Origin of the sequence: Streptomyces sp. CAU 1734 (assembly GCF_039888735.1) — a bacterium.
GTDB lineage: Bacteria > Actinomycetota > Actinomycetes > Streptomycetales > Streptomycetaceae > Streptomyces.
In genome coordinates this window covers 95,653-110,660 of record NZ_JBDQQP010000007.1, presented here as the reverse complement: position 1 = coordinate 110,660, position 15,008 = coordinate 95,653, and the positions used below count along the sequence as shown (strand labels likewise).

Here is a 15,008-nt window from a genome sequence, read left to right as displayed (position 1 = left end):
CGGCAGTGCCCGGTCGTCCACCGCGTCAGTCCAGGAGATTCCGCAACCGTGGCTTCCACGAACGACCTCAAGAACGGCATGGTGCTCAAGCTCGACAACGACCAGCTGTGGTCCGTCGTCGAGTTCCAGCACGTCAAGCCCGGCAAGGGCCCGGCGTTTGTGCGCACCAAGCTCAGGAACGTGCTCTCCGGCAAGATCGTCGACAAGACGTTCAACGCCGGCGTGAAGGTCGAGACGGCCACCGTCGACCGCCGCGACATGGAGTTCTCGTACATGGACGGCGAGTACTTCGTCTTCATGGACATGCAGACCTACGACCAGCTGCATGTTTCGCGCGCCGCCGTCGGCGACTCGGCGAACTTCCTCATCGAGGGCTTCAAGGCGACCGTGGCCACGCACGAGGGCGAGGTGCTCTACGTCGAGCTGCCGGCCGCCGTCGAGCTGGTCATCCAGGAGACCGAGCCCGGCGTCCAGGGCGACCGCTCCACCGGTGGCACCAAGCCCGCCACCCTGGAGACCGGTTTCACCGTCCAGGTCCCGCTCTTCATCACCACCGGTGAGAAGATCAAGGTCGACACCCGCTCCGGTGACTACCTCAGCCGGGTGAACAGCTAACCGTGGCCGCTCGCAACAAGGCCCGTAAGCGCGCCTTCCAGATTCTCTTCGAGGCCGATCAGCGCGGGGCGTCCGTGCAGACGGTGCTCGCCGACTGGATCCGGCACGCACGGACCGACACCCGGCAGCCCCCGGTCTCCGAGTTCACGATGGAGCTGGTCGAGGGGTACGCCGGTTACGCGACCCGCATCGACGAGCTGATCGCCACCTATGCCGAGGGCTGGGATCTCGACCGGATGCCGGTCGTCGACCGGAACATCATCCGGCTCGGTGCCTATGAGCTGGTCTGGGCCGATGGCACCCCCGACGCGGTGGCGATCGACGAGGCGGTGGAGCTGGCGAAGGAATTCTCCACCGACGACTCGCCCGCATTCGTGAACGGCCTGCTCGGCCGCTTCAAGGAGCTCAAGCCGAGTCTGCGCCGCGCGTAGGGCCGTTCGTCCGGATCGGGCCGGGGCATGCGAGCCCCGGCGGGATCCGGACGAGAGGCCCTGACGGCGCTCCGCCGCATCCGCCGGGCGTCACCGACGGCGACAACCGGCCGTACCGGGCCCGAAGCGAACGAAAGTCCGCTTCGGGCCTGGTGTGCGTCCGGGGACTGATCCAGCATGCCCCCCATGCCCGATACCCACGCGCTGTCCTCCCGGGTCCGCATCGGATACGCGCTGGGCTCCATCAGCACCGGCACCTTCACCACCGTTCCCGGGCTCCTGCTGCTCTACTACCTCACCGATGTCCTGGGGGTCGCGGCCGGAGTGGCCGGGCTGCTCGTCTTCCTGCCCAAGGCGTGGGATCTGCTGCTCAATCCGTGGATAGGCGGCCTCTCGGACCGCACCGTCCACCGCTGGGGCCCCCGCCGCCCCTGGATGGTCTCCGGCGCGGTCCTGCTGCCGCTCTGTTTCGCCGGCATCTTCGCCGCACCGCCGGGACTGGGCGGCGGCTGGGCAGCGGGTTATGTGGCCCTGCTCTTCCTGCTCTCCGCCGTCGGCTACGCCTGCTTCCAGGTCCCCTATGTGGCGCTCGCCGCGGAACTCACCGCCGAGCCCGACGAACGCGCCCGGATCAGCTCCTGGCGGGTGGTCTTCCTCGGCGCCGCGATCCTGCTCTCCGGTGTCCTCGCGCCGATGCTCACCGGGGCGGGCGACGGCACGGCCGGCACCCGGGGCGGCTACCGGCTGATGGGTGTGGTCGTCGCGGTGCTCATCGCCGCCGGGATGGTCAGTGTGCTGCTGGCCACCGCGCGCAGCCCCGTCGTGGTGAGGACCGCCCGCGAGGCCGGCCCGGGCGCCCTGCTGCGGGCGGTCCGCGGCAACCGGTCCTTCGGCGTGCTCCTCGCCGCCAACACCGTGCAGTCGCTCGCCACCGGGCTGATGCTGGCGGGGGTGCAGTACTTCGCGACCCATGTGCTGGAGCGCCCGAGCGCCACCACCGTGCTCTTCGCCTGTCTGATCGTTCCCTCGCTGCTCGCGATGCCGCTGTGGACGGCGTCCGGGCGGCGGCTGGGCAAGAAACGCGCGGCGCTCGGCGCCTCCGCCTTCTTCCTGGCGGGCACTTCCGCGCTCGCCTTCGCCCGTGCACTGCCGGAGGCGGGGGTGTACGCGGCCGTGGCCCTCGCGGGGGTGGGGTACGCCGGGATGCAGATGCTGCCGCTGGCGATGATGGGGGACACGGTGGCGGCCGACGCCCATCTCTCCGGGCGGCGCAGGGCCGGGGTCTTCACCGGGGTCTGGGCGGCGGGGGAGACTCTGGGCATGGCGATCGGGCCCGGGCTTCTCGGGCTGCTGCTGGCCCTCGGCGGATTCATCTCGTCCGATGGGGCCGAGCGGGTGGTCCAGCCCGATTCCGCGCTGACGGCCATCGTCATCGGCTTCGGCGCGCTGCCCGCCTTGCTGCTGCTGATCAGCCTGCCCCTGCTGGCCCGCTACGACCTCACCGAGGACCGGCTGCGGGCCCTGCGGGACGCCGCGGTCCCGGTTGCCGGGCGAGCCGAGTGACGCCGGGGCCGCTCAGCCGCGTGAAAGAGGGTCCACCGGTGCTCCCGGGCCTGCCGGGAGCCCGCCTGCGGCGGGTGACCGCCGGAGGCGCCGTACGTCCCGGCCCGCGGTGGCTGGGCACCCGTACGCGCCGGTCCGCCGGCGGACCGGTCCCGTACGCGCCGGTCCGCGGCTCGAGCGCCCGTACGCGCCGGTCCCGGCCACCGGCCGGTACCGGCGCGGTCGCATGACACCTGAAGGCGGACCCGGCACTCCGGGCCCGCCCCCGGGCGTGACGTTTCTCCTCAGGCTCCCCCGGGCGTGTGACGCATCTCCCGAGGGGTGACCCGGCCCGTGAACGGGCTCAGTTCTCCTCGTGGCTGACGGCGCGGCGCGCGTCCGCGTCCAGCACACCCCAGCTGATCAGCTGCTCGGTCAGCACCGAGGGCGACTGGTCGTAGATCACGGCCAGGGTGCGCAGGTCGTCCTGGCGGATCGACAGCACCTTGCCGTTGTAGTCACCGCGCTGGGACTGGATCGTGGCGGCGTACCGCTGGAGCGGGCCCGCCTTCTCGGCCGGGACATGGGCCAGCCGCTCCAGATCCAGAACGAGCTTCGGCGGCGGCTCGGCGGCACCGCCCGGCGTGGTGCCCGGAAGCAGCTCCTGCACCGGAACGCCGTAGAAATCCGCCAGCTCGGCCAGGCGCTGCACGGTCACGGCACGGTCGCCGCGCTCGTACGAACCGACCACCACGGCCTTCCAGCGGCCCTGGGACTTCTCTTCCACGCCGTGGAGGGACAGCCCCTGCTGGGTGCGGATGGCGCGGAGCTTGGCCCCGAGCTGCTTTGCGTATTCGCTGGACATATAGCTCCCCGGACGAAGTCTGGTAACTCACTGTGAGGTTACGCAGAGTTACTTGGATGCGTCAAGCCGAATGGGTCCGGACGGTCTGTTGTCATGATCCGGACCGTTCCGTTGCCGGGAATTGTGTCAGGGGTCCGGAGTCGCGGCCCGGCGGGGCCCTGGTACGGTGGGTGGCGCAAATCCGACGTCCTTTAAGGTCCGTCCCGTGAGGCGGAGAAGGAGGTCCGTTTCATATGGACACGCAGAGCTCCGATGTGGCCCGCCCCGTGCTCGAGGCGCCCGACATCGCGCGGGTACTGACCCGCATCGCCCACGAGATCGTCGAACGCGCCAAGGGCGCCGACGACGTGGTCCTCCTCGGCATTCCCACCCGCGGCGTCTTTCTCGCCCGCAGGCTCGCCGGGAAGCTCCAGGAGATCACCGGCCGGACCATTCCGGTCGGCGCCCTCGACATCACCATGTACCGCGACGATCTGCGGCTGCGGCCCGCCCGCGCGATCGGCCGCACCGAGATCCCCGGCGAGGGCATCGACGGCCGGCTCGTCGTCCTGGTGGACGACGTCCTCTTCTCCGGCCGCACCATCCGCGCCGCGCTCGACGCCCTCGGCGACATCGGCCGCCCCCGCGCCGTACAGCTCGCCGTCCTGGTCGACCGGGGCCACCGCGAGCTGCCCATCCGCGCCGACTACGTGGGCAAGAACCTGCCCACCTCGCTGCGCGAGACGGTCAAGGTGCAGCTCGCCGAGGAGGACGGCCGCGACACCGTGCTGCTCGGGGTGCGCGAGAGCGCCCCGGCCGCCGAGCGGTAGCACCCGCCCGCACGCCCCTCCCGCACGGACGCGCCCGCACGTCCCGTGCGCCCGCATGCCCCCCGTGCGACCGCGCCGCCCGCCGCCCCGACCGGACGGCGCCGGCCGACCACGCGAGCCCTCGCCCACCACCCCACCGGAGCCCTCCGATGAAGCATCACCTCATCTCGGCCGCCGATCTCACCCGTGACGACGCCGTCCTCATCCTCGACACCGCCGAGGAAATGGCCCGCGTCGCCGACCGGCCGATCAAGAAGCTGCCCACCCTCCGCGGCCGTACCGTCGTCAACCTCTTCTTCGAGGACTCGACCCGCACCCGGATCTCCTTCGAGGCCGCCGCCAAGCGGCTCTCCGCCGATGTCATCAACTTCTCCGCCAAGGGCTCCTCGGTCTCCAAGGGCGAATCCCTCAAGGACACCGCGCTGACCCTGGAGGCGATGGGCGCGGACGCCGTCGTCATCCGCCACCACGCCTCCGGCGCCCCCTACCGGCTGGCCAACTCCGGCTGGATCGACGGCGCCGTCGTCAACGCCGGTGACGGCACCCACGAGCACCCCACCCAGGCCCTGCTCGACGCCTTCACCATGCGCCGCCGCCTCGTCGGCCGGGACGCCGGCCTCGGCCGCGACCTCGCCGGGCGCCGGATCACCGTCGTCGGCGATGTGCTCCACAGCCGGGTGGCCCGCTCCAATGTGCTGCTGCTCCACACCCTCGGCGCCGAGGTCACCCTGGTCGCCCCGCCCACCCTGGTCCCGGTCGGCGTCGGGAGCTGGCCCTGCGAGGTCAGCTACGACCTCGACGCGGTACTGCCCAAGTCCGACGCGGTGATGATGCTCCGGGTGCAGCGCGAGCGGATGAAGGACGCCTTCTTCCCCACCGAGCGCGAGTACTCACGCCGTTACGGACTCGACGGCGACCGCATGGCCAAGATGCCCGAGCACGCCATCGTCATGCACCCCGGCCCGATGAACCGCGGCATGGAGATCACCGCCGAGGTCGCCGACTCCGACCGCTGCACGGTCGTCGAGCAGGTCGCCAACGGCGTCTCCATCCGCATGGCCGTCCTGTATCTGCTGCTCGGCGGCAATGAGTCAGCCGCCGCCGCCCCGTCGCGCACCGAGGAGAACAAGTAACCATGAGCAAGATCCTGATCCGCGGCGCGCAGGTGCTGGGCGGCGAACCGCAGCACGTCCTGATCGACGGCGAGACCATCGCCGAGGTCGGCCCCGCCATCGAGGCCGGCGACGCGACCGTGATCGAGGCGGCCGGGAAGATCCTGCTGCCCGGCCTCGTCGACCTCCACACCCATCTGCGCGAGCCCGGCCGCGAGGACTCCGAGACCGTCCTCACCGGCACCCGCGCCGCCGCCGTCGGCGGATACACCGCCGTCCACGCCATGGCCAACACCTTCCCGGTCGCCGACACCGCCGGTGTGGTCGAGCAGGTCTGGCGCCTCGGCCGGGAGTCCGGCTACTGCGACGTCCAGCCCGTCGGCGCGGTCACCGTCGGCCTGGAGGGCAAGCAGCTCGCCGAGCTCGGCGCCATGCACGACTCCGCCGCCGGGGTGAAGGTCTTCTCCGACGACGGCAAGTGCGTGGACGACGCGGTGATCATGCGGCGCGCCCTGGAGTACGTGAAGGCGTTCGACGGCGTCATCGCCCAGCACGCCCAGGAGCCCCGGCTCACCGAGGGCGCCCAGATGAACGAGGGCGTCGTCTCCGCCGAGCTCGGCCTGGCCGGCTGGCCCGCCGTCGCCGAGGAGTCGATCATCGCCCGCGATGTGCTGCTCGCCGCCCATGTCGGCTCCCGGGTGCACATCTGCCACCTCTCCACCGCCGGCTCCGTCGAGATCATCCGCTGGGCCAAGTCCAAGGGCTGGGACGTCACCGCCGAGGTCACCCCGCACCACCTGCTCCTCACCGACGAGCTGGTGCGCAGCTACAACCCCGTCTACAAGGTGAACCCGCCGCTCCGCACCGAGGCCGACGTACTGGCCCTGCGCGAGGCGCTCGCCGACGGCACCATCGACTGCGTCGCCACCGACCACGCCCCGCACCCCCACGAGGACAAGGACTGCGAGTGGGGCGCCGCCGCCATGGGCATGGTGGGCCTGGAGACCGCGCTCTCCGTCGTCCAGCAGACGATGGTCGACACCGGACTCCTCGACTGGGCGGGCGTCGCCGACCGCATGTCCTTCCGCCCGGCGGTCATCGGCCGGCTCGCCGGACACGGCCGTCCGGTCTCGCCGGGTGAGCCCGCCAACCTCACGCTGGTGGATCCGGCATACCGTGGAGCGGTGGACCCCGCGGGCTTCGCCTCCCGCAGCCGCAACACCCCCTACGAGGGCCGTGAGCTGCCGGGACGCGTCACCCACACCTTCCTGCGGGGCCGGGCAACGGTCGTCGACGGGAAACTCGCGTGACATCTCTCACCCATATCGCAGTCCAGCTCGCAGCGGAGAAGAAGTCCGCCGAGGTGACCGACTGGGCCGCCCGCATCGGCTGGGTCGTCGGGCTGCTCCTCTTCATCGCCCTCGTCTACTGGCTGATGCGCCAGGGCTGGAAGTGGCGCGCCGGGCTCCAGTCGGGGCTGCCGGAGCTCCCGCAGGCCCCGGAGGCACCGGGCGAGCCGCTGCTCGCGATGACCGGCCGCTACCACGGCTCCACCACCGCCGGGCACTGGCTCGACCGGATCGTGGCCCACGGCCTCGGCGTGCGCAGCCGGGCCGAGCTCACCCTCACCGCCGAGGGCGTGCGGGTCGAGCGCCCCGGCGCGGCCGACTTCTTCATCCCCGCCGCCGCGCTGCGCGAGGCCAGGCTCGACAAGGGCATCGCCGGAAAGGTCCTCGCCGAGGGCGGACTCCTCGTCCTCACCTGGGAACACGGCGGCACCCTGATCGACTCCGGCTTCCGCTCCGACACCGCGGCCGGCCACAACGACTGGGTCACCGCCGTCAACAACGCGGTGCCCACCACCACGCAGGACCAGATCACCACGACGGAAGGCGCACGATGACCACCTCCACCCGGGGAGACCGGAAGCAGGCTCCGGCTCCCGCCGTACTCGTCCTGGAGGACGGCCGCACCTTCCGCGGCCGTGCCTACGGGGCCGTGGGGGAGACCTTCGGCGAAGCCGTGTTCAACACCGGTATGACCGGCTACCAGGAGACCCTGACCGACCCCTCCTACCACCGCCAGGTGGTCGTCATGACCGCCCCCCACGTGGGCAACACCGGCGTCAACGACGAGGACGACGAGTCGAGGCGCATCTGGGTCGCCGGCTATGTCGTGCGCGACCCCGCCCGGGTCCCCTCCAACTGGCGCTCCCGGCGCTCCCTGGACGAGGAGCTCACCACCCAGGGCGTCGTCGGCATCAGCGGCATCGACACCCGCGCCCTCACCCGCCACCTCCGCGAGCGCGGCGCCATGCGCGTCGGCATCTTCTCCGGCCCCGCGCTGGAGGCCGGCGAGCGCGCCCTGCTCGCCCGCGTCCAGGACGCGCCCCCGATGACCGGCGCCGACCTCTCCGCCGAGGTCGCCACCGCCGAGACCTATGTGGTCCCCGCGATCGGCACCAAGCGCTTCACCGTCGCCGCCATCGACCTCGGCATCAAGGGCATGACCCCGCACCGGATGGCCGAACGCGGCATCGAGGTGCACGTCCTGCCCGCCACGGCCACCGCCGATGACGTCTACGCCGTCGCACCCGACGGAGTCTTCCTCTCCAACGGCCCCGGCGACCCCGCCACCGCCGACCTCACCACCGTCAGGGCCGTCCTGGAGCGCGGCACCCCGCTCTTCGGGATCTGCTTCGGCAACCAGCTCCTCGGCCGCGCGCTCGGCTTCGGCACCTACAAGCTGAAGTACGGCCACCGGGGCATCAACCAGCCCGTCCAGGACCGCTCCACCGGCAAGGTCGAGGTCACCGCCCACAACCACGGATTCGCCGTCGACGCCCCGCTCGACAAGGTCTCCGACACCCCCTACGGCCGCGCCGAGGTCTCCCACGTCTGTCTCAACGACAACGTGGTGGAAGGACTCCGGCTGCTCGACCGGCCCGCCTTCAGCGTCCAGTACCACCCCGAAGCCGCCGCGGGCCCGCACGACGCCGCGTACCTCTTCGATCGTTTCGTCACCCTGATGGAGGGCCAGCGTGCCTAAGCGCACCGACATCCAGTCCGTCCTGGTCATCGGATCCGGCCCGATCGTCATCGGTCAGGCCGCCGAATTCGACTACTCCGGCACCCAGGCCTGCCGCGTCCTCAAGGCCGAGGGCCTGCGCGTCATCCTGGTCAACTCCAACCCGGCCACGATCATGACCGACCCGGAGATCGCCGACGCCACCTACGTCGAGCCGATCACCCCCGAGTTCGTCGAGAAGATCATCGCCAAGGAGCGCCCCGACGCGCTGCTGCCCACCCTCGGCGGCCAGACCGCGCTCAACACCGCCATCTCCATGCACGAGCAGGGTGTGCTGGAGAAGTACGGCGTCGAGCTGATCGGCGCCAATGTCGAGGCGATCAACAAGGGCGAGGACCGCGATCTCTTCAAGGGCGTCGTCGACGCGGTGCGGGAGAAGATCGGCCACGGCGAGTCCGCCCGCTCGGTCATCTGCCACTCCATGGACGACGTCATCGCCGGCGTCGACACCCTCGGCGGCTACCCCGTCGTCGTCCGCCCCTCCTTCACCATGGGCGGCGCCGGCTCCGGCTTCGCCCACGACGAGGACGAGCTCCGCCGGATCGCCGGCCAGGGCCTGACCCTCTCGCCCACCACCGAGGTCCTCCTGGAGGAGTCCATCCTCGGCTGGAAGGAGTACGAGCTGGAGCTGATGCGCGACAAGCACGACAATGTCGTGGTCGTCTGCTCCATCGAGAACTTCGACCCCATGGGCGTCCACACCGGCGACTCCATCACCGTCGCCCCCGCGATGACCCTCACCGACCGTGAGTACCAGCGGCTCCGCGACATCGGCATCGCCATCATCCGCGAGGTCGGCGTCGACACCGGCGGCTGCAACATCCAGTTCGCCATCGACCCCGCCGACGGCCGGATCATCGTCATCGAGATGAACCCCCGCGTCTCCCGCTCCTCGGCGCTCGCCTCCAAGGCCACCGGCTTCCCGATCGCCAAGATCGCGGCCAAGCTCGCCGTCGGCTACACGCTGGACGAGATCCCCAACGACATCACCGAGAAGACCCCGGCCTCCTTCGAGCCGACCCTCGACTATGTCGTCGTCAAGGCCCCGCGCTTCGCCTTCGAGAAGTTCCCCTCCGCCGACGCCACCCTCACCACCACCATGAAGTCGGTGGGCGAGGCCATGGCGATCGGCCGCAACTTCACCGAGGCGCTCCAGAAGGCCCTGCGCTCCCTGGAGAAGAAGGGCAGCCAGTTCGACTTCGTCTCCCCGGTCGGCGACAAGGCCGGGCTGCTGCGCGAATCCGTCCGCCCCACCGACGGCCGCATCAACACCGTGATGGCCGCCATCCGCGCCGGAGCCACGCCGGAGGAGGTCTTCGACGCCACCCGGATCGACCCCTGGTTCGTGGACCAGCTCTTCCTGATCAAGGAGTACGCGGACGAGCTGGCCGCCGCCGACAAGCTCCACCCCGAGCTCCTCGCCGAGGCCAAGCGCCACGGCTTCTCCGACGCCCAGATCGCGGACATCCGCGGACTGCGCGAGGACGTCGTCCGGGAGGTCCGGCACGCGCTCGGCATCCGCCCGGTCTACAAGACCGTCGACACCTGCGCCGCCGAGTTCGCCGCGCGGACCCCGTACTTCTACTCCTCGTACGACGAGGAGAGCGAGGTCGCCCCGCGCGAGAAGCCCGCCGTGATCATCCTCGGCTCGGGCCCCAACCGCATCGGCCAGGGCATCGAATTCGACTACTCCTGTGTCCACGCCTCCTTCGCGCTCAGCGACGCCGGCTACGAGACCGTGATGGTCAACTGCAACCCCGAGACCGTCTCCACCGACTACGACACCTCCGACCGGCTCTACTTCGAGCCGCTCACCCTGGAGGACGTCCTGGAGATCGTGCACGCCGAATCGCTGGCCGGCCCGATCGCCGGAGTCATCGTCCAGCTCGGCGGCCAGACCCCGCTCGGTCTCGCCCAGGCCCTGAAGGACAACGGCGTCCCGGTCGTCGGCACCCCGCCGGAGGCCATTCACGCCGCCGAGGACCGCGGCGCCTTCGGCCGCGTCCTCAAGGAGGCCGGACTCCCCGCCCCCAAGCACGGCACCGCCACCACCTTCGACGAGGCCAAGGCCATCGCCGACGAGATCGGCTACCCCGTCCTCGTGCGCCCCTCCTACGTCCTCGGCGGACGCGGTATGGAGATCGTGTACGAGGAGGCCCGGCTGGAGTCCTACATCGCCGAGTCCACCGAGATCAGCCCCACCCGGCCGGTCCTGGTCGACCGCTTCCTCGACGACGCCATCGAGATCGACGTCGACGCCCTCTACGACGGCACCGAGCTCTACCTCGGCGGCGTCATGGAGCACATCGAGGAGGCCGGCATCCACTCCGGCGACTCGGCCTGCGCCCTGCCCCCGATCACCCTCGGCGCGCACGACATCAAGCGGCTGCGGATCTCCACCGAGGCCATCGCCCGCGGTGTGGGCGTCCGCGGACTGATCAACATCCAGTTCGCGCTGGCCGGGGACATCCTCTACGTCCTCGAAGCCAACCCGCGCGCCTCCCGGACCGTGCCCTTCACCTCCAAGGCGACCGCCGTGCCGCTGGCGAAGGCCGCCGCCCGGATCTCGCTCGGCGCCACTGTCGCGGAACTGCGGGCCGAGGGCCTGCTGCCCGGCTCCGGCGACGGCGGCACCCTCCCGCTGGACGCCCCGATCTCCGTCAAGGAGGCCGTGATGCCGTGGTCGCGCTTCCGCGACATCCACGGCCGCGGGGTGGACACCATCCTCGGCCCGGAGATGCGCTCCACCGGCGAGGTCATGGGCATCGACTCCCTCTTCGGCACGGCGTACGCCAAGTCGCAGGCGGGCGCGTACGGCCCGCTGCCCACCAGTGGCCGCGCCTTCATCTCCGTCGCCAACCGCGACAAGCGCTCGATGATCTTCCCGGCGCGCGAGCTGGTCGCCCACGGCTTCGAGCTGATGGCCACCTCCGGCACCGCCGAGGTCCTCAAGCGCAACGGCATCAACGCCACCGTGGTGCGCAAGCAGAGCGAGGGCGAGGGCCCGAACGGCGAGCGGACGATCGTCCAGCTCATCCACGACGGCGAGGTCGACCTCATCGTCAACACGCCGTACGGCACCGGCGGCCGGCTCGACGGCTACGACATCCGTACGGCCGCGGTCGCCCGCTCCGTACCCTGTCTGACCACCGTCCAGGCGCTCGCCGCCGCCGTCCAGGGCATCGACGCGCTCGGCCGGGGCGATGTCGGCGTCCGTTCCCTCCAGGAACACGCCCGCCATCTGACCGCCGCCCGCGACTAGTGACTGGACCAGGGGGGACACCGGAAACGGTGTCCCCCCTCCCATGAGGCCCCCGAGGACCCCACGCATGTACAAGCTCTTCTTCAACCTCCTCTTCAAGCGGATGGACCCGGAGCGCGCCCACCACCTGGCCTTCGGCTGGATCCGGCGCACCGCGTCCGTCCCCGTGCTCCGCACCTTCGTGGCCGCCGCGCTCGCGCCCCGCCACCGGGAACTGCGGACCGAGGCCTTCGGGCTGCGGATGCACGGCCCCTTCGGGCTCGCCGCCGGCTTCGACAAGAACGCCACCGGGATCGACGGGCTCGCCATGCTCGGCTTCGACCATGTCGAGATCGGCACCGTCACCGCACTGGCCCAGCCCGGCAACCCGAAGCAGCGGCTCTTCCGGCTCGTCGCCGACCGGGCGCTGATCAACCGCATGGGCTTCAACAACGAGGGCTCCGCCGCCGTCGCCCAGCGGCTGGCCGAACGCCGGGCCGCGTTCCGGACCGTCGTCGGCGTCAACATCGGCAAGACCAAGATCGTCCCCGAGAGTGAAGCCGCGGCCGACTACGTCACCTCGACCGAGCGGCTCGCCCGCCACGCCGACTACCTCGTGGTCAACGTCTCCTCGCCCAACACGCCCGGGCTGCGCAACCTCCAGGCCACCGAATCGCTGCGCCCGCTGCTCACCGCCGTCCGCGAGGCCGCCGACCGCAGCGTCACCGGCCGCCGGGTCCCGCTGCTGGTCAAGATCGCCCCCGATCTGGCCGACGCGGACATCGACGCCGTCGCCGACCTCGCCGTGGAGCTGGGCCTGGACGGCATCATCGCCACCAACACCACCATCGGCCGGGACGGACTCCGCTCCGGCCCCGAGCTGACGGAGGAGACCGGCGGACTCTCCGGGGCGCCCCTCAAGGAGCGCTCCCTCGCCGTGCTGAGCCGGCTGTACGCCCGGGTGGGGGACCGCATCACCCTGGTGGGTGTCGGCGGCATCGAGACCGCCGAGGACGCCTGGCAGCGCATCCTCGCCGGGGCCACCCTGGTCCAGGGATACAGCGCCTTCGTCTACGAGGGCCCGTTCTGGAGCCGGGCGATCCACAGGGGACTCGCCGCACGGCTCGCGAACAGCCCGTACGCCACCCTCGCCGAGGCCGTCGGCGCAGGTGTCCGCGCGGACGCCCCCGGCACCGGCACCGACGGAAAGCAGGCCGCCGCATGAGCAGCCCGACCCCCTTCGGCGCCCGGCTGCGGGCCGCCATGGACACCCGCGGCCCGCTCTGTGTCGGCATCGACCCGCATGCCTCCCTGCTGGCCGACTGGGGACTGAACGACGATGTCGCGGGCCTGGAGCGGTTCACCCGCACCGTCGTCGAGGCGCTGGCCGGCGAGGTCGCCGTGCTCAAGCCGCAGTCCGCGTTCTTCGAGCGGTTCGGCTCGCGCGGCGTCGCCGTCCTGGAGAGGGCCGTCGCCGAGGCCCGCGAGGCCGGTGCGCTGGTGCTGATGGACGCCAAGCGCGGTGACATCGGCTCCACGATGGCCGCCTACGCCGCCACCTATCTGGACCCGCGGTCGCCGCTCTTCTCGGACGCGGTGACGGTCTCCCCGTACCTCGGCTTCGGCTCCCTCCGCCCGGCCCTGGACCTGGCCGCCGCCTCCGGCTGCGGAGTCTTCGTCCTCGCGCTCACCTCCAACCCGGAGGGTGCCGAGGTCCAGCGCGCCACCGCCGCCGACGGACGCTCCCTCGCCCAGGTGATGCTCGGCCATCTGGCCGAGGAGAACGCCGGCGCCACGCCGCTCGGCTCGGCCGGCGCGGTGGTCGGGGCGACCCTGGCCGACGCGGGTGCCGATCTCGCAGTCAACGGCCCGCTGCTCGCCCCCGGCATCGGCGCGCAGGGCGCCACGCCGGCGGATCTGCCGCAGGTTTTCGGCGCCTCGGTCGGCAATGTGGTGCCGAGCGTCAGCCGGGGCGTACTGCGCCTGGGACCGGACCCGGCGGCGCTGCGGAGTGCGGCGGAGCGGTTCGCGGACGAGGTCAGAGCCGCTGTTTCGGGGGGCTGACCCGCCCCGGGAATCAGGTGCCCCTCCCCGCTTGACGCAAACTTGACGAAAATCCCGACTGTTTTGTCTGAAAAGTCCTGGTGAGCAGATGCTGACCAGGACTTTTCGTCTGTTCTCGCTGACTGAAGCGGTGATGGCCGCTAGTCTCCGTCGAAGAGCGAACGCGCAGCGAATGTGTACGAGCGTTGCTCGTTGCTCCCCTGGTGTGGGGCGACTAGGTTCCTCACCGGTCCGTATCCGACAGTTCGACATCCGAGGTGACGTAGGCGTGGCTCTTCCGCCCCTTACCCCTGAACAGCGCGCAGCCGCGCTCGAAAAGGCCGCCGCGGCTCGCCGGGAGCGGGCCGAGGTCAAGAATCGACTGAAGCACTCCGGCGCCTCCCTTCAGGAGGTCATCAAGCAGGGTCAGGAGAACGACGTCATCGGCAAGATGAAGGTCTCCGCCCTCCTTGAGTCCCTGCCCGGCGTGGGCAAGGTCCGTGCCAAGCAGATCATGGAGCGGCTCGGCATTTCCGAGAGCCGCCGGGTGCGCGGTCTCGGCTCCAACCAGATCGCGTCCCTGGAGCGCGAGTTCGGCGGCAAGGCCGCCTGAAGTCCGGCGGCAAGGCCGCCCGACGTTCCCGGGCACCCCCGGGAAGCTGGATAATCGCTGCATGGCAGCAGAGGTACGTCCGCGGCTGACCGTGCTCTCCGGCCCCTCAGGGGTCGGCAAGAGCACGGTCGTCGCGCATATGCGCAAGGTCCACCCCGAGGCATGGCTCTCGGTGTCGGCCACGACAAGAAAACCCCGACCCGGCGAGCGCCACGGCGTTCAGTACTTCTTCGTCTCGGACGATGAATTCGACAAGCTGATCGCCAATGGCGAGCTGTTGGAATGGGCGGAATTCGCGGGCAACCGGTACGGCACGCCCCGGGGCGCGGTACTGGAGCACCTGGAGTCGGGTGTGCCTGTGCTGCTGGAGATTGATCTCCAGGGTGCCCGGCAGGTCAAGGAGTCGATGGCGGACTCCCAGCTGGTCTTTCTCGCCCCGCCGAGCTGGGACGAGCTGGTCCGCCGCCTCACCGGGCGGGGCACCGAATCGGCCGAGGTGATCGAACGCCGGCTGGCCGCCGCCAAGGTCGAACTCGCCGCCGAGGCGGAGTTCGACACCACCCTGGTCAACACCTCCGTCGAGGATGTCGCCCGTGAGCTGCTAGCCTTGATGTTGGTGTCTTCCGGGGACTGAACCCTGGATCTTGCGG

The 15,008-nt window shown here is 71.0% G+C and carries 14 protein-coding genes; 13 read left to right on the top strand and 1 reads right to left on the bottom strand.

Going from position 1 to position 15,008, the window contains the following annotated elements:
* The first annotated feature begins 48 nt into the window (after positions 1-48).
* The 3 genes from efp (at position 49) to AAFN69_RS15115 (ending at position 2,609) form a co-directional block, all read left to right on the top strand.
* The gene (efp, locus tag AAFN69_RS15125; protein WP_347729006.1) at positions 49-615 is read left to right on the top strand and encodes an elongation factor P; all 567 of its coding nucleotides are present in this window, start codon (positions 49-51) and stop codon (positions 613-615) included.
* Positions 616-617: 2 nt separating this feature from the next.
* Positions 618-1,046 (top strand): transcription antitermination factor NusB, encoded by a 429-nt coding sequence (nusB, locus tag AAFN69_RS15120; RefSeq protein ID WP_347729005.1) that lies wholly within the window; start codon positions 618-620, stop codon positions 1,044-1,046.
* A 186-nt stretch (positions 1,047-1,232) separates the two neighbouring features.
* Positions 1,233-2,609 (top strand): MFS transporter, encoded by a 1,377-nt coding sequence (locus tag AAFN69_RS15115; RefSeq protein ID WP_347729004.1) that lies wholly within the window; start codon positions 1,233-1,235, stop codon positions 2,607-2,609.
* A gap of 343 nt (positions 2,610-2,952) precedes the next feature.
* Here AAFN69_RS15115 and bldD read toward each other — a convergent pair whose 3' ends face one another.
* Complete coding sequence (gene bldD / locus AAFN69_RS15110) at positions 2,953-3,453, bottom strand: transcriptional regulator BldD (RefSeq protein ID WP_019059743.1); 501 nt, start codon at positions 3,451-3,453, stop codon at positions 2,953-2,955.
* Between the two features lie 233 nt (positions 3,454-3,686).
* Here bldD and pyrR point away from each other — a divergent pair, with 233 nt between their 5' ends.
* The 10 genes from pyrR (at position 3,687) to gmk (ending at position 14,992) form a co-directional block, all read left to right on the top strand.
* Positions 3,687-4,262: a bifunctional pyr operon transcriptional regulator/uracil phosphoribosyltransferase PyrR gene (gene pyrR / locus AAFN69_RS15105; protein ID WP_347729003.1), complete on the top strand. Its 576-nt coding sequence runs from the start codon at positions 3,687-3,689 to the stop codon at positions 4,260-4,262.
* Positions 4,263-4,411: 149 nt separating this feature from the next.
* Positions 4,412-5,395, top strand: a complete 984-nt coding sequence (locus AAFN69_RS15100) for an aspartate carbamoyltransferase catalytic subunit (RefSeq protein ID WP_347729002.1) — start codon at positions 4,412-4,414, stop codon at positions 5,393-5,395.
* A gap of 2 nt (positions 5,396-5,397) precedes the next feature.
* Positions 5,398-6,684 (top strand): dihydroorotase, encoded by a 1,287-nt coding sequence (locus tag AAFN69_RS15095; RefSeq protein ID WP_347729001.1) that lies wholly within the window; start codon positions 5,398-5,400, stop codon positions 6,682-6,684.
* Positions 6,681-7,277 (top strand): hypothetical protein, encoded by a 597-nt coding sequence (locus AAFN69_RS15090; RefSeq protein ID WP_347729000.1) that lies wholly within the window; start codon positions 6,681-6,683, stop codon positions 7,275-7,277. Before AAFN69_RS15095 ends, AAFN69_RS15090 begins: the two co-directional genes overlap by 4 nt.
* Positions 7,274-8,422 carry a glutamine-hydrolyzing carbamoyl-phosphate synthase small subunit gene (carA, locus tag AAFN69_RS15085; protein WP_347728999.1) on the top strand — a complete coding sequence of 383 codons (1,149 nt, stop codon included), beginning with the start codon at positions 7,274-7,276 and terminating at the stop codon, positions 8,420-8,422. The genes AAFN69_RS15090 and carA overlap by 4 nt, the downstream gene beginning before the upstream one ends.
* Positions 8,415-11,723, top strand: coding sequence for a carbamoyl-phosphate synthase large subunit (carB, locus tag AAFN69_RS15080; RefSeq protein WP_347728998.1), 3,309 nt, complete (start codon positions 8,415-8,417; stop codon positions 11,721-11,723). Before carA ends, carB begins: the two co-directional genes overlap by 8 nt.
* 67 nt (positions 11,724-11,790) lie before the next feature.
* Complete coding sequence (locus tag AAFN69_RS15075; RefSeq protein WP_347728997.1) at positions 11,791-12,927, top strand: quinone-dependent dihydroorotate dehydrogenase; 1,137 nt, start codon at positions 11,791-11,793, stop codon at positions 12,925-12,927.
* Entirely contained in the window at positions 12,924-13,766 is an 843-nt protein-coding gene (pyrF, locus tag AAFN69_RS15070; RefSeq protein WP_347728996.1) for an orotidine-5'-phosphate decarboxylase, read from the top strand. Before AAFN69_RS15075 ends, pyrF begins: the two co-directional genes overlap by 4 nt.
* 268 nt (positions 13,767-14,034) lie before the next feature.
* The gene (locus AAFN69_RS15065; RefSeq protein ID WP_347728995.1) at positions 14,035-14,358 is read left to right on the top strand and encodes an integration host factor; all 324 of its coding nucleotides are present in this window, start codon (positions 14,035-14,037) and stop codon (positions 14,356-14,358) included.
* Positions 14,359-14,419: 61 nt separating this feature from the next.
* On the top strand, positions 14,420-14,992 hold the full coding sequence (gene gmk, locus AAFN69_RS15060) for a guanylate kinase (RefSeq protein WP_347728994.1): 573 nt from the start codon (positions 14,420-14,422) through the stop codon (positions 14,990-14,992).
* Positions 14,993-15,008: the final 16 nt, after the last annotated feature.